This is a genomic window from Microvirga sp. KLBC 81 (assembly GCF_003075415.1).
In the GTDB taxonomy this organism is placed as follows: Bacteria; Pseudomonadota; Alphaproteobacteria; order Rhizobiales; family Beijerinckiaceae; genus Microvirga.
In genome coordinates, this window is the sequence record NZ_QDAH01000002.1 from 128,033 (window position 1) to 144,348 (window position 16,316).

Genomic DNA, 16,316 nt, shown 5'->3' on the forward strand with positions numbered 1-16,316 from the left:
AAAGAGTACGCTTTTAGGGACCATGCCGGACTTTGATCCCAAATTGGGCAAACAAATGCCCCCGCCTCCCGCAACAGGGGGCGATCAGGAGGTCGGTCCCGGTCAGGAGAAGACTCTGGCGAAGGAGGCGGCTCACGCTGCTGCCCATCAGCCGGAGGTGCATCAAGGCCCTGAACCTGCACATGAGCATCGTCCCAGCATTAGACGAGAGCTGTTTCTGTTATTTCGAGACATGTTCCGGAACCGGAAGGGCTGGCCGATGCTGCGGCTCGCCATCGCCATTGTCGTCGTTCTGATCGGCAACATGATTGGACAGGTGCGCCTGAACCAGTGGAACGGCGCCTTCTTCGATGCAGTGGAGAAGCGCGATGCATCCGCTTTCTTTCACCAGCTTCTCGTTTTTCTCGTCATCGTCGCCGCGCTGCTTGCGTTGGTTGTGGGGCAGACATGGCTGCAGGAGCGGCTGAAGATCCGCTTAAGGCAGCGCCTCACACAGGTTCTGCTCGATCTCTGGCTCAAGCCCAACCGCGCCTATCAGCTCGGCTTCATGGGAGAGGCGAGCCGCCAGCCCGATCAGCGCCTGCAGGAGGATTGTCGCCTGTTCTCCGAGCTGTCGACGGAGCTTGGCGTTGGCATGCTTCAGGCCTTTCTCCTGCTCGTCAGCTTCATCGGCGTCTTGTGGGCGCTCTCTGGCACGACGACCTTCGTCATCAGCGGCAACGAGATCTCGATCCCCGGTTACATGGTGTGGGTTGCGATCGGCTATGCGGGCATCGGCTCCGGACTCACCTGGCTCGTCGGGCGTCCATTGATCCGCCTCAACACGCTGCGCTATGCGCGCGAAGCCGACCTGCGCTTCGCGCTCGTGCGGGTGAATGAGAGTTCGGAGAGCGTTTCCCTGTACAACGGCGAGAATGACGAGCGGCGCAGCCTCGATGAATTCGTAGAGGCGGTTCTCAAGGCAACACGCCGCCTCTCGGGGGCTCTTGCCCGCCTTACCTGGATCACATCGGGCTACGGATGGGTCGCGATCGTGGTTCCGATCATCGCCGCCGCGCCGGGCTATTTCAGTGGGCGGTTGTCTTTCGGCGGCATGATGATGGTGGTCGGGGCGTTCAATCAGGTGCAGGCAGCGCTGCGTTACTTCGTCGATAACTTCCCGAAGATTGCCGATTGGCGCTCGGCGGTGCTGCGCGTCGCCACCTTCCGCCAAGCGGCCATCGACTTGGAAGAGGTCACGGCCCAGAACGGCAAGATCGATATTCAGCCGCACCCGAAAGGTTGGCTCAGCTTCGAGGGAGTGTCCATTGCCTTGAGTGACGGCAGCATTCTCATCGAGGATGCGACGGCGGAGATCCAGCCCGGCGAGCGGGTTCTGATCATGGGAGAATCCGGGGCCGGCAAAAGCACGCTCTTTAGAGCGATCTCCGGTCTCTGGCCCTGGGGTTCGGGCACGATCCGCATCCCTCCCGGCAACGAGATGATGTTCCTGCCGCAGCGTCCCTATCTGCCGCTCGGAACGCTCAGGGCCGCGCTCAGCTATCCGGCCTCGCCCGAGACCTTCGGCGATGCGGATATCCGCGGCGCCCTGGAGCGCTGCGGCCTGGGCGAATTTTTGGACATGCTCGACAAGCACGAGCGCTGGGATAAGACCCTCTCTCTCGGCCAGCAGCAGCGCGTCGCCTTCGCCCGCGTTCTGCTGCACAAGCCGCGATGGGTGTTCATGGACGAGGCCACCTCCGCCCTCGATGAGGAGAACCAGGCCTCCATGCTGTCCCTGTTCGATGAAGAACTGAAGGGCGCGACCGTCATGTCCATAGGGCACCGTCCGGGCCTTGAGGAGTTCCATACGCGGACCCTCCACATCCGGAAGACGGAGGAGGGCGCTATCCTCCTGCCCAAGCCTCGGCTTCATCGGGCGGGGCATCCACGCAAGAAGTGGCTGGGTGGATTCCGCAGACGTTTCAGGAAGCTCAAGCCGGAGAATGCATGAGGTGCACCATGCAGGCCCACCTTGGCATTGTGAAAAAACAAGGCTACGAAACTCTCTATCAGGAGCGGAGTTCTCCCTATGAGCTTCGCCATGGTTGCAGGTCGATCCCATGCGGCTGATCAGGCTATATGTGCGCGTTCTGGGCCAACTCGGGTCTGACCTGAAGGTTGGCGCCCTCTTGGCTCTGGCCAACGTCGCCTTGGCGATTTCGGCCTTTGCCGAGCCGATCCTGTTCGGCCGTATCATCGACGTTCTCACCCGCGCACAGATCCCGGGCTCACCTCCCGTCACGTTTTCGGTGCTCATGCCCTTGATCGTCGCTTGGGTGGCCTTCGGTCTTTTCTCCATCGGTGCGGGCGCCCTCGTCGCACTTCACGCAGACCGGCTGGCCCATCGCCGTCGTCTTGCCGTTATCGCCGATTACTTCGAGCACGTCCTCGAATTGCCACTTGCCTTTCACACCTCGACCCATTCGGGCCGTGTTCTGAAGGTGATGCTTGAAGGCTCGAGCGGCATGTCCTGGCTCTGGCTCGGCTTCTTCCGGGAGCATCTGTCGGCACTCATCGCCCTTGTGGTGTTGTTGCCCCTCACCGTGTTTCTCAACTGGCGCCTTGGGCTTCTGCTCGTCGCACTCGTGACTGTCTTCGCAGTGCTCACCGCCATCGTGTTGCGCAAGACCGAAACCCTGCAGGGATCCGTCGAGCGTTACCATTCGAGCCTAGCCGAACACGCTTCTGACGCTCTTGGCAACGTGCCGGTCATCCAGTCTTTCACGCGCATCGAGGCGGAGAGCCGTTCGCTGCGGACGATCATCCATCAATTGCTGCAGGCGCAGAACCCGGTTCTGTCTTGGTGGGCGCTGGCTTCCGTGGCGTCTCGTGCGTCGGCTACCATCACGGTGACCGCCATCTTCCTGCTCGGAACATGGCTGCATCTCAACGGTTTGGCGACCATCGGCGAGATCGTCATGTTCATGAGCATGGCCACGATGCTCATCGGACGCCTGGAACAGGCCGTGAGCTTCATCAATCAGCTCTTCATGCAGGCACCGAAGCTGCAGGAATTCTTCGAGATTCTCGATACGACGCCTGCCGTGCACGACCGTGCCAACGCCAAAGCGGTTGCTCGCTTCAAGGGCGAAGTCGCGTTCGACAATGTAAGCTTCTCCTACGACGGCAAGCGGGCCGCCGTGCAGGACGTGACCTTCGCGATCCATCCGGGCGAGAGCGTGGCGCTGGTGGGTGCAACAGGCTCCGGCAAGTCGACGACACTTGGATTGTTGCACCGGGCCTTCGATCCGCAATCCGGCAGCATCCGCATCGATGGTGACGACATCCGCGATCTGACTCTCGCTTCGCTTCGCCGCAATATCGGCGTCGTGTTCCAAGAGCCGATGCTCTTTGCCCGCACGATCCGCGAGAATCTGCAGGTCGGCCGCCCCAATGCCACGGACGCGGAAATGATCGAAGCGCTGGAGCGCGCACAAGCCATTGAGTTCATCTCCCGTCAGGCGGAAGGGCTCGATACGGTGATCGGCGAGCGCGGGCGCTCGCTCTCCGGCGGCGAACGCCAGCGCCTGTCGATTGCACGTGCGCTGTTGAAGAACCCGCCGATCCTCATTCTCGACGAGGCGACGAGCGCGCTGGATGCTGCCACCGAGCGGAAGCTGCAGCGGGCGCTCGATGAGGTGATGAAAGGTCGCACGACCTTCGTGATCGCGCATCGCCTTGCCACGATCCGCAACGCCAACCGCATTCTCGTCTTCGATCACGGGCGCGTGATCGAAACCGGCACCTTCGATGAACTCGTGGCAAAGGGCGGGCGCTTTGCCGAGCTCGCCCGTGCGCAGTTCATGGCGACGGACGAATCCACCGTACAGGTGGTGCGAGAAGCCGTCGCTGCTGAGGCCTGAGTTCGACGCGGATCATGGCGCAGGCCACCGACCCTCGCACCACCGGCATACACCTTCAGGCCAACGGCATCACGCTTCACTGCATCGAGACCGGACCGAAGGATGGGCCTCTTGTCATTCTGCTGCATGGGTTCCCGGAATTCTGGTGGGGTTGGCGCCATCAAATCGAACCGCTGGCGAATGCGGGCTTTCGCGTCCTCGTGCCGGATCAGCGCGGCTATAATCTCAGCGACAAGCCGGAAGGCCGCTGGGCTTATGATCTCGATACGCTGGCGAAGGATGTCGTGGCTTTAAGCGAGACGCTCGGATACAGCCAATGTTCGCTCGTCGGCCACGATTGGGGCGGCCTTGTCGCCTGGTGGGCGGCGTCGCGGCATCCGGAGCGGATCGAGCGGCTCATCGCCATCAACGCCCCGCATCCCGCTGTTGCGGGCGCTTACATGCGCCGTCATCCCAGCCAGATGCTGCGAAGCTCGTATATCGGGTTCTTTCAGCTGCCTTATCTTCCTGAGGCTCTCTTCTCGGCCAACGAGTACCGTGCATTGAAGCGTGCGCTCCTGCGCACGAGCCGGACCGGCACGTTCTCGGAAAAGGATTTGGTAGAATACAAGAGAGCGTGGTCGCAGTCCGGTGCGCTCACAGGCATGCTGAACTGGTATCGTGCGTTGCCACTCAAGCCTCCTCGTGCCTTCTCGGAGAAGCTCTCCATGCCAGTGCTCGCGATCTGGGGCATGCAGGACTGGTCTCTGGAGTTCGGTCTCTGCGAGGAAAGCCTGGCCCTGTGCACCCGCGGCGAAGCGCTGCGTTTCGAGAAGGCCACTCATTGGGTGCACCTGGAAGAGGCGGACGCCGTCAATCGGGCGCTCTTCGGCTTCCTGAAAGCTTGACCGCTCAACTCTCTCTGCCGCGCATGGGCTGAAGCGGCATGATCCTGAGCGCGGTGATGCGGTTGCGCGATTTGCGGAGCACCTGGAAGCGGCAGCCGTGGAAGGTGAAGATCTGGCCCGTATCCGGAATGGTCTGAGCCTCATGAATGACGAGGCCCGCAATGGTGGTGGCTTCCTCGTCCGGCAGGTTCCAGTCCATGGCGCGGTTGAGATCGCGGATCGGCACCGAGCCGTCCACATTCACCGATCCGTTGGGCTGAGGCCGTACGCCCTGCACCGAGAGATCGTGCTCGTCCTTGATGTCGCCGACGATCTCTTCGAGGATATCCTCGAGGGTAACGAGGCCCATCACCTCGCCGTACTCGTCGACGACGAGTGCGAAGTGGGTCTTCTTGGCGAGAAATGCCTTGAGCTGATCGCGCAGGGATGTGGTGTCCGGCACGAACCAGCTCTCCAGCGCAATCGCTTCCACCTTCAGCTTGCTCGCATCGCCGCCCACCGCATCGAGCGCGCGCAGCAGGTCCTTGGCGTGCAGAACGCCAACGATGTTTTCCTGGCTCCCGCGCCAGAGCGGCATGCGCGTATAAGGTGAGGAGAGCACCTCGCGCACGATCTCTTCCGAGGAGAGGTCCGCATTGATGGTGCGCATCTTCGTGCGGTGAACCATCACTTCCGAGACGGTGAGATCCTCGAGATCGAGAAGGCCACCGAGCATGTCGCGTTCCACCTTCGCGACGCCGCCTTCCTTGTGCAGGAGATTCACTTGGCCGCGGATCTCCTCCGATGCCGAGAGGATCGGCGTGTTCTCGCCGATCCGAATGCCGAAGGGACGCAGCATGAGGCGCACGATGCGCTCGATGGTGATAGCAAGCGGACCGAGCAGGGCCACGATCCAGGACATCGGCCGCGAGAGAAAGAGCGAGACGCTGTCAGGCGATGTGATGGCGATGGTTTTCGGGAGAACCTCGGCAAATACGATCACCAGCACCGACATGATGGCGGTGGCATAGAGCGCACCACCGTCGCCGAAGATCGCAACGAGCACGCTGGTGGCGAAGGCCGAGACGCCGATATTGACGATGTTGTTGCCGATCAGAACGGTGCCGATGAAGCGCTCACGCATTTCGAGCAGCCGGTTCACCAGCCGGGCACGCTTGTCGCCGCCCTTTTCCAGCATGAGCATGCGGGCACGCGAAGCGCCCGTGAAGGCTGTCTCGCCAGCCGAGAAGAAGGCCGAGCACAGGAGACAAACAACGACGACCAGAGCTGCAAGCCAGAGGTCGCCGGAAGAGGATTCCTCGATCATGATCGCGATGCGTTGATTTCACCTCTCAGGAAGGTGCGGACCTTCTCGGCCTCGATGCCGGGAGCGATGAAGCTCTGCCCGATGCCTTTGGCCAGAATGAACGTGAGCGATCCGCCCTTCACCTTCTTGTCCTGCGCCATGGCGTCGAGCAATTCGTCGACCGTGCTGCACCCACCCGGTACATGGGACAGGCGCGTGGGAAGTCCAACAGCCGCAAGATGCGCCTCGATGCGCTCCGCGTGCGAGATCGGGCAAAGCCCGAGCGCGGCGGAGAAGCGGAACGCGAGATTGAGGCCGATGGCGACACCCTCGCCATGAACGAGGCGCGCGGAATCGTATCGCGTGATCCGCTCCAGCGCATGACCGAAGGTATGGCCGAGGTTGAGAAGCGCGCGATCGCCGGTTTCGTGCTCGTCGCGCACCACGACAGCAGCCTTGGAGCGGCAGCTTTGTGCGACAGCCTCGTCGCGCTCCGGCCCACCCTCAAAGATGCCCTTCCAGTTCGCCTCGCACCAGGCGAAGAAACGCGCATCGTCGATGAGGCCGTATTTCACCACCTCCGCATAGCCCGCACGCATTTCGCGAAGGGGCAGCGTATCGAGCAGCGCGGTATCGGCCAGCACGAGGCTCGGCTGATGGAAGGCGCCGACAAGATTCTTGCCGTGGCGGGAATTGATGCCGGTCTTGCCGCCGACGGAAGAATCGACCTGTGAGAGCAGGGTGGTCGGCACCTGCACGAAGCGCACGCCGCGACGCACGATGGCGGCCACGAAACCGGCGAGATCGCCGATCACGCCGCCGCCCAAGGCGACGACAAGATCGCCGCGCTCGATCCTGGCCTCCAGAACGGCGTCGCAGACCCGCTCGAGGCTGGCATAGGACTTCGTGGCCTCGCCCGGGGGCAGAGTGATCACGCAGCTGCGAAGGCCATTGGCTTGGAGGGACTGGCTGAGGGCCTGTGCGTAGAGCGGCCCCACATGCTCGTCCGTCACGATAGCCGCGGCGCGGGCGCTTAAGCCTGCGATACGGGAGCCGGCCGTCTCGATGAGGCCACGCCCGACGAGGATGTCATAGGCTCTGTCGCCGAGGGGAACCGGAACCGTGATCACGGATGCGTTCTGGACCTGAGCGGCTGCGCTGCTCATTCGGCGCTCCCCTGTTTTTCCTTTTCGAACCAGCTTCCTAAGGCCTTGATGGTGTCGGCCACCACGCGGTCGTGGGGTGCCTCGTGCGAATCGATGGTGAGGTCCGCCAGGGCATAGACCGGGTAGCGGATTTCCATGAGCCGGCGCATGGTGCCCTCCGGATCGGGATTGCGCAGCAAGGGCCTCGTGTCGCGCTTGCGGACGCGGCGCATGAGCACGTCGAGATCGGCTTTCAGCCAGACCGAGATGCCCTGTTCGGCGATGTTCCGGCGGGTTTCCTCGTTCATGAAGGCTCCACCGCCGGTGGCCAGCACCATCGGGCCTTCCTGGAGGAGGCGCGCGATGACCCGGCGCTCCCCGTCCCGGAAATGCTCCTCGCCGTGGATAGCGAAGATGTCGGGAATCGTCATGCCGGCGGCCGCCTCGATCTCGTGATCGGCGTCGCGGAAAGGCAGTTTGAGCGTCTGGGCCAGCCTGCGACCCACCGTGCTTTTTCCGGCGCCCATGAGCCCGACGAGCACGATCGAGCGTCTGCCGAGCTGGCGGCTGATGGGATGGCCGCGCCGGCGACTTTCAGTCTGCTCGCCAGCTTCATCGAGCGGATTGAAGCGGCTGATATTGTTCATGGCCCTGTCCTAGCACGGGGCTCCGGCTCTGGCATAGGGCGCTTATGGTGGGGCGTGTGGAATGTAACCCAAGGTTAGGTCTTGCCTTTGCGGCTTTTGCATGGTTCTAGCGGAGGATCGCTCAAAGAGGCTCCCGTGCCCACACTGTTCCGGTTTCTCCTCGTTATTGCCGTTCTCGCGGGCCTAGGCTTCGCCGCCATGTTCGCGCTGGCGACCTTCGTCAATCCCGATCCGCGCGAGATCACGGTACCGGTTCCCACCCAGCGGGCGCCCTCGTCCTCATGAACGGTGCCCGTCAGGCCAGCCTTTTCCTGGACATGCTCGTCGCCGAGCGCGGCGCCTCCAAGAACACACTCGATGCCTATCGGCGCGATCTCGACGATTACCTCGCCTATCTCAACGAAGCGGGCGCCCGGCCCGACGCCGCCACCGCCGCCACCATTCGCGGCTTCATGGCAAGCCTCGACGAGCGCGGCCTGAAGGCCACCTCGGCCGCCCGCAGGCTCTCGGCCGTCCGCCAGTTCCACAAATTTCTCTACGTAGAGGGCTATGCCCCTGCCGATCCCACGGCGGCCGTATCAGCGCCGAAGCGGGGCAGGGCGCTGCCCAAGGTTCTCTCGGTCGATCAGGTCGACCGTCTGCTGCAAGTCGCTCATGAGGGTGTGGCCCGGCCTGAGGCTTCCCCCGCCGAGCGCCTGCGGGCGGCCCGCATGGCCTGCCTTCTGGAGCTTCTCTACGCCACGGGCCTGCGTGTCTCCGAACTGGTCTCGCTCCCCAGCAGCGCGGCCAAGACCCGCGACCGCTTCCTCGTGGTCCGGGGCAAGGGTGCGAAGGAGCGCCTTGTCCCTCTGACGGATGCCGCGCGGGACGCGGCCCGCGCCTATCTTGCCTTGCTTGAAGAGCAGGGGAAGGCAGTCGGCCCCTGGCTGTTTCCGGCAGACAGCGAGACCGGCTATCTCACCCGCCAGGCTTTCGCCCGCGACCTGAAGGCCGTCGCCGCGGGAGCGGGATTGCGGGGTGACAAGATCAGCCCCCACGTGCTGCGCCATGCCTTCGCGAGCCATCTGCTCCAGAATGGTGCGGACCTGCGCGTGGTGCAGGAGCTCTTGGGTCACTCCGACATCTCGACCACGCAGATCTACACGCATGTTCTGGACGAGCGTCTGAAGAGCATGGTCCGCGACCTGCACCCGCTGTCGTCGGGGGAATAAGGCGGCAGTCTCACCGCCGCTTGAGCAGGAACACGCCCTGGTCGCCGAGCAGGTTCCACACCCACCAGGGCAGGCTCACCTGCATGGGCCTGCCGCCGGCATTAAGCGCCACGGCTTTTTCCATCTGCGCACCGACCTCGCGGCAGAGCTCCACGAAATCGCGGATCGTGCAGAAGTGGATGTTCGGCGTGTCGTACCAGGAATAGGGCAGGTTCTCCGTCACCGGCATCCGGCCTTTGAGGGCCAGATCCACGCGCACGCGCCAGTGTCCGAAATTGGGGAAGGAGACGATCGCCCGCCTGCCGATGCGCAGCAGGTGCTCCAGCACGACACGCGGTTGGCGAGTCGCCTGGATCGTCTGTGAAAGGATCACGTAATCGAAGGCGTCATCCGGGTAGTCGGCAAGGTCCGTATCCGCGTCGCCCTGGATGACGGGCAGACCCTTGGCGAGGCAGGCATTCACGCCCTCGCGGGAAATCTCGATGCCGCGTCCGTCGACGTTCTTGCGCTCGCGCAGGAGCGACAGCAGGGCGCCATCGCCGCAGCCGATATCGAGCACGCGGGAGCCGGGTTCGACCATTTCGGCGACGAGCAGGAAATCGAGGCGGTGGCCGGTGACATGGTCGGTCGCCGGAAGGGCGAGACTCGATGTGCTCATGCGATCCCCCGCACGCGTGCCGCCGCATCGATGAAGCCGCTTGCGGCCGCGAACATGGCGGGCTCGTCGAGCAGGAAGGCGTCATGCCCCTTGTCGCTCTCCACTTCCACGAAACCGACGGAAGCCGCAGCAGCGTTGAGCGCGTGCACGATGGCGCGCGAGTCCGATGTCGGGAACAGCCAGTCGGAGGTGAAAGAGATCACGCAAAAGCGCGTCGCCGAACCTTTGAACGTTCTGGCGAGCGAGCCGCCATGCCCCGCCGCGAGATCGAAATAATCCATCGCGCGCGTCACATAGAGATAAGAATTGGCGTCGAAACGCTCGACGAAAGAGATGCCCTGGTAACGCAGGTAACTCTCGATCTGGAAATCGGCGTCGAAGGAGAAGGTCGGCGCGTTGCGGTCCTGGAAATTGCGGCCGAACTTCCGGTGCAGGGCCATCTCGGACAGATAGGTGATATGCGCGCCCATGCGGGCGACGGCGAGGCCCTTCGAGGGGCGCGTGCCCTCGAGCAGATAGCGCCCGCCCCGCCAGTCGGGATCGGCCATCACGGCTTGGCGGCCGACCTCGTGGAAGGCGATGTTCTGGGCCGAATGGCGCGCGGCCGTCGCGATGGGCAGCGCTGCGAAGACGCGGTGAGAGTAGCTCGCCGCCCATTGCAGCACCTGCATGCCGCCCATGGAGCCGCCGATCACGCAGAACAGGGTTTCGATGCCGAGCCTGTCGATCAGGGCTGCCTGGGCGCGAACCATGTCGCGGATGGTCACCACCGGAAAGTTCAGGGCATAGGGCTGGCCGGTCACCGGATCGGTCGAGGCCGGGCCCGTGGTGCCCATGCAGCCGCCGATCACATTGGCGCAGATCACGAAGAATCGGTTGGTGTCTACCGGCTTGCCCGGGCCGACCATGGTCAGCCACCAGCCGGGCTTGCCCGTGACCGGATTGTCGTTCGCCACATGCTGGTCGCCGGTCAGCGCATGGCAGATCAGCACCGCGTTCGACTTATCGGCATTGAGGGTGCCGTAGGTCTGATAGGCGATCTGCCAGGGAGCCAGCGCCACCCCTGAGTCCATCATCAGAGGCTCATCCGCGCCAAAGCGCATGACCAGGCTCGACGGGTCGTCGGCTTGGCTTCGCGCTTCCAGGGAGAGAGGAGACGATGTCATGGATTGGCAGCTGCGTTCGGTCTTCCGAACAAGCCGTAATTCGGATAGGTCCGGCCGTCAACGAACATGAGGTCCGACGCTGTGCTTTCGGGCTCGGAGCGGTGGGTGCAGAATGTCAAAGAGCCGAGCGGAAGCATCCTCTGGGCTGGCGAGCCTTCCGAGGGTGAGGGTCGAGGGGTCGCGCGAGGAGCGGTCCGGCTCGATGTCTGATGGTAGCGTGGAACCCGACGGCTCCTCGCGCACGGCTTCTTTAGGCGGACACCGCAGCGGTCGCTCGGGACCTGCGGGCGGCCTCCTGCCGGTGGGCTGGCGTTCAGCCTCCTCCGCAGGACCGTGCCCCGGCTCCACAGTCACGACGCCTCGCGAGCGCGCCCCTCGCTGAGCCGGGACAAGACACGATATAGCCGAGCTTAGGACAGAAGTCAAGAACGAACAGGGAACATTCGCCTATTGCCCTCGTGCCGTCATTCCGGGGCGCCGAAAGGCGAACCCGGGACCCATAAACATGACATTTCAAGGACGGACGATCAGCGGTGCGCCCTCTCTGCAACGTTGGCGGCTCTGGGTTCCGGGCTCGGCTCTAGGAGCCGCCCCGGAATGACGGGGGTGGGATTTCTGAGACCTACATGTTCAGCGACGCGTAGAGATCTGACCAATCGGGGTTCATGTCCTCGATCAAACGGATCTTCCAATCGCGCCGCCATTTCTTAAGGCTCTCTTCGCGTGTGATGGCCTCGTCGATGCGTTCGTAGGTCTCATGCCAGACGAGACGCGTCACGTCGTAAGCCGCTGAGAAGCCGGGGACGACGTTGGATTTGTGCTGCTCCACTCTGCGCGGCAGATCGTTCGTGACACCAAGATAAAGTGTGCCGTGGCGGCGGCTGGCCAGCAGGTAGACGTAGTATGTCATCGCGCCATTCGAGCAGCTTCGGTTTGGCGGATTAAAGTCCTGCCGCCGATGGCCGATGTCAATCGACTGTGAAATGCTTCCCACTGATCTTCCCGGGCGCCGAAGGCGAGCCCCGGAAGATCAGAGGAACGCTTGCCGTTATTGTCGGGGATGACAAGCGGCTGCAAACCGGCCAAAGAAGAGCGCTCTGTTCCAGGATTGAAGCCATGTCCACCGAGAAGCCCGTTCCCTCCCTTGCCGAGCTGCGCCAGGAGATCGACCGCATCGACGAGGCGATGCATCGGCTGCTCATGGAGCGCGGCACCATCATCGACCGGCTGATCGAGTCCAAGAAGGCCTCCGAGACGGGCCTGAGCTCGGCCTTCCGTCCGGGCCGCGAGGCCTCGATGATGCGCTCGCTCGCCGAGCGCCACCAGGGCCTGCTCCCGCTCGATACGGTGGAGAGCATCTGGCGGGTGATCATCGGCACCTTCACCTATGTGCAGTCGAACTACTCGGTCCATGCCGACGTATCGGGGGGCGATGCGCCCATGCGCGATTCGGCCCGGTTTCATTTTGGCTTCACGGTGCCCTACGTCACCCACCCGAGCGCGGCGGCGGTCATCGAGGCCGTGGCGAACTCCAGGGGCGATCTCGGCATCTTCCGCCTCGACCAGGGCGCGACGAGCGGCGCGTGGTGGCGCACGCTCGCCGAGAGGGACCGCCCGAAGATCATCGCGCGCCTGCCCTTCATCGAGCGCCCGGATCATCCGGCAGGCACCCCGGTCTTCGTGATCTCCAAGCCCCTGACGGATGCCGCCGTGCGCGACGTGGTGCTCTATGCGGCCCAGTTCGAGCGCTGGCACAGGGGCGCGAACGAGGCACTGACGCGGCTCGGCGGCGAGGTGGTGGCGAGCGCCGCCGATGCCAACGGCCTCTCCGAGCTCATTGCCGTCCCCGGCCTCGTGGAGGCCTCCCGCCTCCATCAGGAGCTGACGGAAGCAGGCGCGAGCCTCGCCCAGCTGGCGGAGGTCGGCAGCCACGCCGAACGTTTCCACGTGAAATGATTGCAAAGCTGCGCTAGAGCCTCATCCCAAGTTTTTGTTTTTCAGGAACCCTTTGATATGTCCGTTCGTCCCGAACCCCGTCCCGGCGTGATGAAGATCGACGCCTATGTGCCTGGCAAGAGCAAGGCCGCAGGGGGATCGAAGGTCTATAAGCTCTCTTCGAACGAGACGCCGCTCGGCCCCTCGCCGAAGGCGGTCGAGGCCGTGCGGAACGCGGACCATTTCGAGCTTTATCCGGACGGCTCGGCCACCAAGCTGCGCGAGGCGATTGCCGCGAAGTACGGGCTCGATCCCAACCGCATCGTCTGCGGAGCGGGTTCGGACGAGCTTCTCTCGTACATCACCAGCGCCTATGTGGGCCCGGGCGACGAGGGCATCTACAGCGAGCACGGATTCCTCGTCTATCGCATTGCGATCCTCGCTGCCGGCGGCACGCCCGTGGTGGCCGCGGAAAAGAACTACCGCGCGGATGTGGATGCCATCCTCGCCAAGGTGACGGACAAGACGAAGATCGTCTTCCTCGCCAACCCCAACAATCCGACCGGCACCTACATTCCCTTCGACGAGGTGAAGCGCCTGCATGCGGGTTTGCCGCCGCATGTGGTGCTGGTGCTCGATGCGGCTTATGCGGAATACGTGCGCCGCAACGATTACGAGTCCGGTCTCGAACTCGTCGCCACCGCCGAGAACGTGGTGATGACGCGCACCTTCTCGAAGATCTACGGCCTGGCGAACCTGCGCATCGGCTGGATGGTCGCGCCGGCGCATATCGTCGATGCGGTGAACCGCATTCGCGGGCCTTTCAACATGAACGGGCCGGCGATGGCCGCAGGCATCGCAGCGGTTCAGGACGAGGCGCATGTGGCGAAAGCCGCCGAGCACAATGCGCAATGGCTCGACTGGCTCACGAAGGAAATCGAGGCGCTTGGCCTGAAGGTCACGCCGAGCGTTGCGAACTTCCTGATGATCAACTTCCCTGACGAGCCGGGGAAGACCGCAAAGGACGCTGACGAATTCCTCTCGAGCCGCGGCCTGATCCTGCGCCGGATCGATGCTTATGGTCTGCCGCACGCTCTTCGTCTGACGGTGGGCAGCGAGGAGGCGAACCGTCTCGTCGTCGAGGTGCTGCGTGAATTCATGAATGGAGCCCGGAATGCCTGAGCGTCTTGGGCCTCCCTTCGAGAAGCCGCTGTTCAACCGCATCGCCCTGATCGGCCTCGGCCTGATCGGCTCGTCGATCGCACGGGCGACGAAGCATCTCAATCTCGCCGGGGCCGTCGTCGCGATCGATCGCAGCGAGGAGGTGGTGGCGCGCGTGCGCGAGCTGCAGATCGCGGACGAAGCGACGACCGATTTCGTCTCCGGCGTGAAGGATGCGGATCTCGTCATCCTCTGCGTGCCGGTGGGCGTGTGCGGCGCCGTGGCCGAAGCCATGAAGCCCGGCTTGAAGCCGGGCTGCATCGTATCCGATGTGGGTTCGGTGAAGGCCTCCGTCATCGCGCAGGTGCAGCCGCATCTGCCGGAAGGCGTGCATTTCGTGCCGGCGCATCCGGTGGCGGGCACGGAGCATTCAGGCCCGGATGCGGGGTTTGCGACGCTCTTCCATAACCGCTGGTGCATCCTGACGCCGCCGGAGGGGACGGACGAGCAGGCGATCGAGCGCGTGCGCGCCTTCTGGGCCGCCATGGGCTCGAACGTGGAGATCATGACGGCGCAGCACCATGATCTCGTGCTCGCCATCACGAGCCACGTGCCGCATCTGATCGCCTACAACATCGTGGGAACGGCGGCGGATCTGGAAACCGTCACGCAAGGCGAGGTGATCAAGTTCTCCGCCGGCGGCTTCCGCGATTTCACGCGCATCGCCGCATCCGATCCCACCATGTGGCGCGACATCTTCCTGCACAACAAGGAAGCGGTGCTCGAAATGCTGGGTCGCCTCAACGAGGACATCGCGCTCCTCGCGCGCGCCATCCGCTGGGGCGAGGGCGACAAGCTGTTCGATCTCTTCACCCGCACCCGCGCCATCCGCCGCGGCATCATCTCGTCAGGCCAGGAAACGCCGGAGCCCGATTTCGGGCGCAGGCGCGAGGACAAGGCTTGAACGCCGTGTTTCTTCCCTCCCCACGGATCTCGGGAACACCCGACTTGCGGCGGGAGGGAGCGAGGGCGTGAGGCGTAAAGTCAAAGCGTTGCGGCATTCCAGAAAACACAACAATCATACAACGTCATGGCCGGCCTCGTGCCGGCCATCTCGCTTCTGATGAGCGCCGCGCTTCAGAACTCGGGATCACCGGCACAAGGCCGGTGATGACGGGAGAGCAGTTGGGTTCCCTCTCACCCGGTCGCACCACCCCTACCTCTCTCCACAAGGGGGAGGGAATTAAGCAGCGGTGCACTCAATAAAGCGGCTGCAGCCTGACATTCGGGATCACGAAGGGACCCATCGCGAGAAAGCCGTTGTTGAGGGTCAGCGGCGGCAGGGGGGCAAGCTGCGGGTTCTTTCCCTGAGCCCGCGAGTTCTGTCCCAAAAGCGCACCAAGCAGCGCGCCGCCCGTGCGGTTGCCCGTGACATTGCCGATGAGGCCGTCGAGGCCTGCGGCGGCCACGTTGAGCTGCCCTGCGGGCCTATGCTCCTCGTCGAGATTGAGCTTGCCCTTCGCCTCGATGCGGCGCGGGCCTTTGGCGCCGGACAGCATCAGGATGTCGAGCGTGCCGCCCGCCGTCCGCCAGCGCTCGAGTTCCTCGGCAACCGGACGGCCTTGAAAGCCGACGACCTGCGTTGCCGTGACATCCGCATTCAGATCCGTAGGCTCCGTGCCGCCGATGAGCGCATCGAGCAGCGGAATGCTCGCCTGCTTCACGGAAAGCGCCGCATCATAAGCCTTCTCGGATGCGCGCGAGGGATTGGGACGCAAATGCAGTTCGAGACGCTCGCCCGATGTTGCAATCTCCTGCGGCAGAAGTCCCGTCACATTGAACCTGGGGGCGTTTGCCGCGATCGAGAGGCGCTGCAGGCCTGTTGGCGAGGCATGGATGCTCGCCTGCATCAGAGTCCACTGGCCCTGTACATTCACCTTGCCGTCGCTCACGCGCAGAGGCCCTGCGATCTCGGCGATCACGAGGCGCGGCTGATACACCTGCGCGATGGCTTCCGTGCGTCCGAAGGAGGCGGTCACCGCGCCCTGCTTCAAATCGAGCGTGTTGCAGACGATCTCGATGCGGAACGGATAGCCCGCGATGGTGCGGTCCGTGCAGGTCCATTGCCGGCCCTTTTGTGCTTCCGCCTCAAGCCATGCGTCGAGCGCCTCGGTAGCGCGGTTGCGGATGAAGAACCAGACGACGCTCCAGGCGATTGCGACGAGAAGCAGCAGGACGAAGGGCGTATAGAGCCAGAAGCGGCTACGGCGCTTGTCTTCCGAGAGGATGGCCTCGGCCATGCAGGATCTCCTGTTG

The 16,316-nt window shown here is 63.7% G+C and carries 15 protein-coding genes; 8 read left to right on the forward strand and 7 right to left on the reverse strand.

Going from position 1 to position 16,316, the window contains the following annotated elements:
* Positions 1-232 precede the first annotated feature (232 nt).
* From DC522_RS02180 to DC522_RS02190, 3 genes are all read left to right on the forward strand, one after another.
* Positions 233-1,993: an ABC transporter ATP-binding protein/permease gene (locus tag DC522_RS02180; RefSeq protein WP_165820017.1), complete on the forward strand. Its 1,761-nt coding sequence runs from the start codon at positions 233-235 to the stop codon at positions 1,991-1,993.
* 109 nt (positions 1,994-2,102) lie between these two features.
* Positions 2,103-3,905, forward strand: coding sequence for a glucan ABC transporter ATP-binding protein/ permease (locus tag DC522_RS02185; protein ID WP_116527167.1), 1,803 nt, complete (start codon positions 2,103-2,105; stop codon positions 3,903-3,905).
* Positions 3,906-3,919: 14 nt separating this feature from the next.
* Entirely contained in the window at positions 3,920-4,792 is an 873-nt protein-coding gene (locus DC522_RS02190; RefSeq protein WP_116527057.1) for an alpha/beta fold hydrolase, read from the forward strand.
* Between the two features lie 4 nt (positions 4,793-4,796).
* On the opposite strand, the gene DC522_RS02195 is transcribed toward DC522_RS02190, so the two are convergent.
* From DC522_RS02195 to DC522_RS02205, 3 genes are read right to left on the reverse strand one after another with little or no spacing between them, the layout of a single operon-like run.
* On the reverse strand, positions 4,797-6,098 hold the full coding sequence (locus DC522_RS02195; protein WP_116527058.1) for an HlyC/CorC family transporter: 1,302 nt from the start codon (positions 6,096-6,098) through the stop codon (positions 4,797-4,799).
* A complete protein-coding gene (gene aroB / locus DC522_RS02200) occupies positions 6,095-7,243 on the reverse strand; it encodes a 3-dehydroquinate synthase (protein ID WP_116527059.1) in 1,149 nt (382 codons plus the stop codon). The genes DC522_RS02195 and aroB overlap by 4 nt, the downstream gene beginning before the upstream one ends.
* Complete coding sequence (locus tag DC522_RS02205) at positions 7,240-7,869, reverse strand: shikimate kinase (protein WP_116527060.1); 630 nt, start codon at positions 7,867-7,869, stop codon at positions 7,240-7,242. The genes aroB and DC522_RS02205 overlap by 4 nt, the downstream gene beginning before the upstream one ends.
* Positions 7,870-8,004: 135 nt before the next feature.
* Here DC522_RS02205 and DC522_RS02210 point away from each other — a divergent pair, with 135 nt between their 5' ends.
* Positions 8,005-8,154: a histidine kinase gene (locus DC522_RS02210; RefSeq protein ID WP_116527061.1), complete on the forward strand. Its 150-nt coding sequence runs from the start codon at positions 8,005-8,007 to the stop codon at positions 8,152-8,154.
* Positions 8,151-9,080, forward strand: coding sequence for a site-specific tyrosine recombinase XerD (gene xerD / locus DC522_RS02215; protein WP_116527062.1), 930 nt, complete (start codon positions 8,151-8,153; stop codon positions 9,078-9,080). Before DC522_RS02210 ends, xerD begins: the two co-directional genes overlap by 4 nt.
* Positions 9,081-9,090: 10 nt before the next feature.
* On the opposite strand, the gene metW is transcribed toward xerD, so the two are convergent.
* The 3 genes from metW to DC522_RS02230 form a co-directional block, all read right to left on the reverse strand.
* A complete protein-coding gene (metW, locus tag DC522_RS02220; protein ID WP_116527063.1) occupies positions 9,091-9,738 on the reverse strand; it encodes a methionine biosynthesis protein MetW in 648 nt (215 codons plus the stop codon).
* Positions 9,735-10,904, reverse strand: a complete 1,170-nt coding sequence (locus tag DC522_RS02225; protein WP_116527064.1) for a homoserine O-acetyltransferase — start codon at positions 10,902-10,904, stop codon at positions 9,735-9,737. Before DC522_RS02225 ends, metW begins: the two co-directional genes overlap by 4 nt.
* A gap of 622 nt (positions 10,905-11,526) precedes the next feature.
* Positions 11,527-11,814 carry a GIY-YIG nuclease family protein gene (locus DC522_RS02230; RefSeq protein ID WP_116527065.1) on the reverse strand — a complete coding sequence of 96 codons (288 nt, stop codon included), beginning with the start codon at positions 11,812-11,814 and terminating at the stop codon, positions 11,527-11,529.
* 206 nt (positions 11,815-12,020) lie between these two features.
* On the opposite strand from DC522_RS02230, the gene DC522_RS02235 reads away from it, so the two are divergent.
* Genes DC522_RS02235 through DC522_RS02245 form a run of 3 tightly spaced genes read left to right on the forward strand, consistent with a single transcriptional unit; the run spans position 12,021 to position 14,964 of the window.
* A complete protein-coding gene (locus tag DC522_RS02235) occupies positions 12,021-12,860 on the forward strand; it encodes a chorismate mutase (protein WP_116527066.1) in 840 nt (279 codons plus the stop codon).
* 57 nt (positions 12,861-12,917) lie between these two features.
* Entirely contained in the window at positions 12,918-14,021 is a 1,104-nt protein-coding gene (gene hisC, locus DC522_RS02240) for a histidinol-phosphate transaminase (protein WP_116527067.1), read from the forward strand.
* Complete coding sequence (locus tag DC522_RS02245) at positions 14,014-14,964, forward strand: prephenate/arogenate dehydrogenase family protein (protein WP_116527068.1); 951 nt, start codon at positions 14,014-14,016, stop codon at positions 14,962-14,964. Before hisC ends, DC522_RS02245 begins: the two co-directional genes overlap by 8 nt.
* 295 nt (positions 14,965-15,259) lie before the next feature.
* Here DC522_RS02245 and DC522_RS02250 read toward each other — a convergent pair whose 3' ends face one another.
* Positions 15,260-16,300 carry a DUF2125 domain-containing protein gene (locus DC522_RS02250; RefSeq protein WP_116527069.1) on the reverse strand — a complete coding sequence of 347 codons (1,041 nt, stop codon included), beginning with the start codon at positions 16,298-16,300 and terminating at the stop codon, positions 15,260-15,262.
* Positions 16,301-16,316 lie beyond the last annotated feature (16 nt).

What these genes read in the sequence shown, in the direction of transcription:
- DC522_RS02180 (WP_165820017.1), top strand. Translation starts at nt 233, where the DNA reads ATGTTCCGGAACCGGAAGGGCTGGCCGATGCTGCGGCTCGCCATCGCC.
- DC522_RS02185 (WP_116527167.1), top strand. Translation starts at nt 2,103, where the DNA reads ATGCGGCTGATCAGGCTATATGTGCGCGTTCTGGGCCAACTCGGGTCT.
- DC522_RS02190 (WP_116527057.1), top strand. Translation starts at nt 3,920, where the DNA reads ATGGCGCAGGCCACCGACCCTCGCACCACCGGCATACACCTTCAGGCC.
- DC522_RS02195 (WP_116527058.1), bottom strand. Translation starts at nt 6,098, where the DNA reads ATGATCGAGGAATCCTCTTCCGGCGACCTCTGGCTTGCAGCTCTGGTC.
- aroB (WP_116527059.1), bottom strand. Translation starts at nt 7,243, where the DNA reads ATGAGCAGCGCAGCCGCTCAGGTCCAGAACGCATCCGTGATCACGGTT.
- DC522_RS02205 (WP_116527060.1), bottom strand. Translation starts at nt 7,869, where the DNA reads ATGAACAATATCAGCCGCTTCAATCCGCTCGATGAAGCTGGCGAGCAG.
- xerD (WP_116527062.1), top strand. Translation starts at nt 8,151, where the DNA reads ATGAACGGTGCCCGTCAGGCCAGCCTTTTCCTGGACATGCTCGTCGCC.
- metW (WP_116527063.1), bottom strand. Translation starts at nt 9,738, where the DNA reads ATGAGCACATCGAGTCTCGCCCTTCCGGCGACCGACCATGTCACCGGC.
- DC522_RS02225 (WP_116527064.1), bottom strand. Translation starts at nt 10,904, where the DNA reads ATGACATCGTCTCCTCTCTCCCTGGAAGCGCGAAGCCAAGCCGACGAC.
- DC522_RS02230 (WP_116527065.1), bottom strand. Translation starts at nt 11,814, where the DNA reads ATGACATACTACGTCTACCTGCTGGCCAGCCGCCGCCACGGCACACTT.
- DC522_RS02235 (WP_116527066.1), top strand. Translation starts at nt 12,021, where the DNA reads ATGTCCACCGAGAAGCCCGTTCCCTCCCTTGCCGAGCTGCGCCAGGAG.
- hisC (WP_116527067.1), top strand. Translation starts at nt 12,918, where the DNA reads ATGTCCGTTCGTCCCGAACCCCGTCCCGGCGTGATGAAGATCGACGCC.
- DC522_RS02245 (WP_116527068.1), top strand. Translation starts at nt 14,014, where the DNA reads ATGCCTGAGCGTCTTGGGCCTCCCTTCGAGAAGCCGCTGTTCAACCGC.
- DC522_RS02250 (WP_116527069.1), bottom strand. Translation starts at nt 16,300, where the DNA reads ATGGCCGAGGCCATCCTCTCGGAAGACAAGCGCCGTAGCCGCTTCTGG.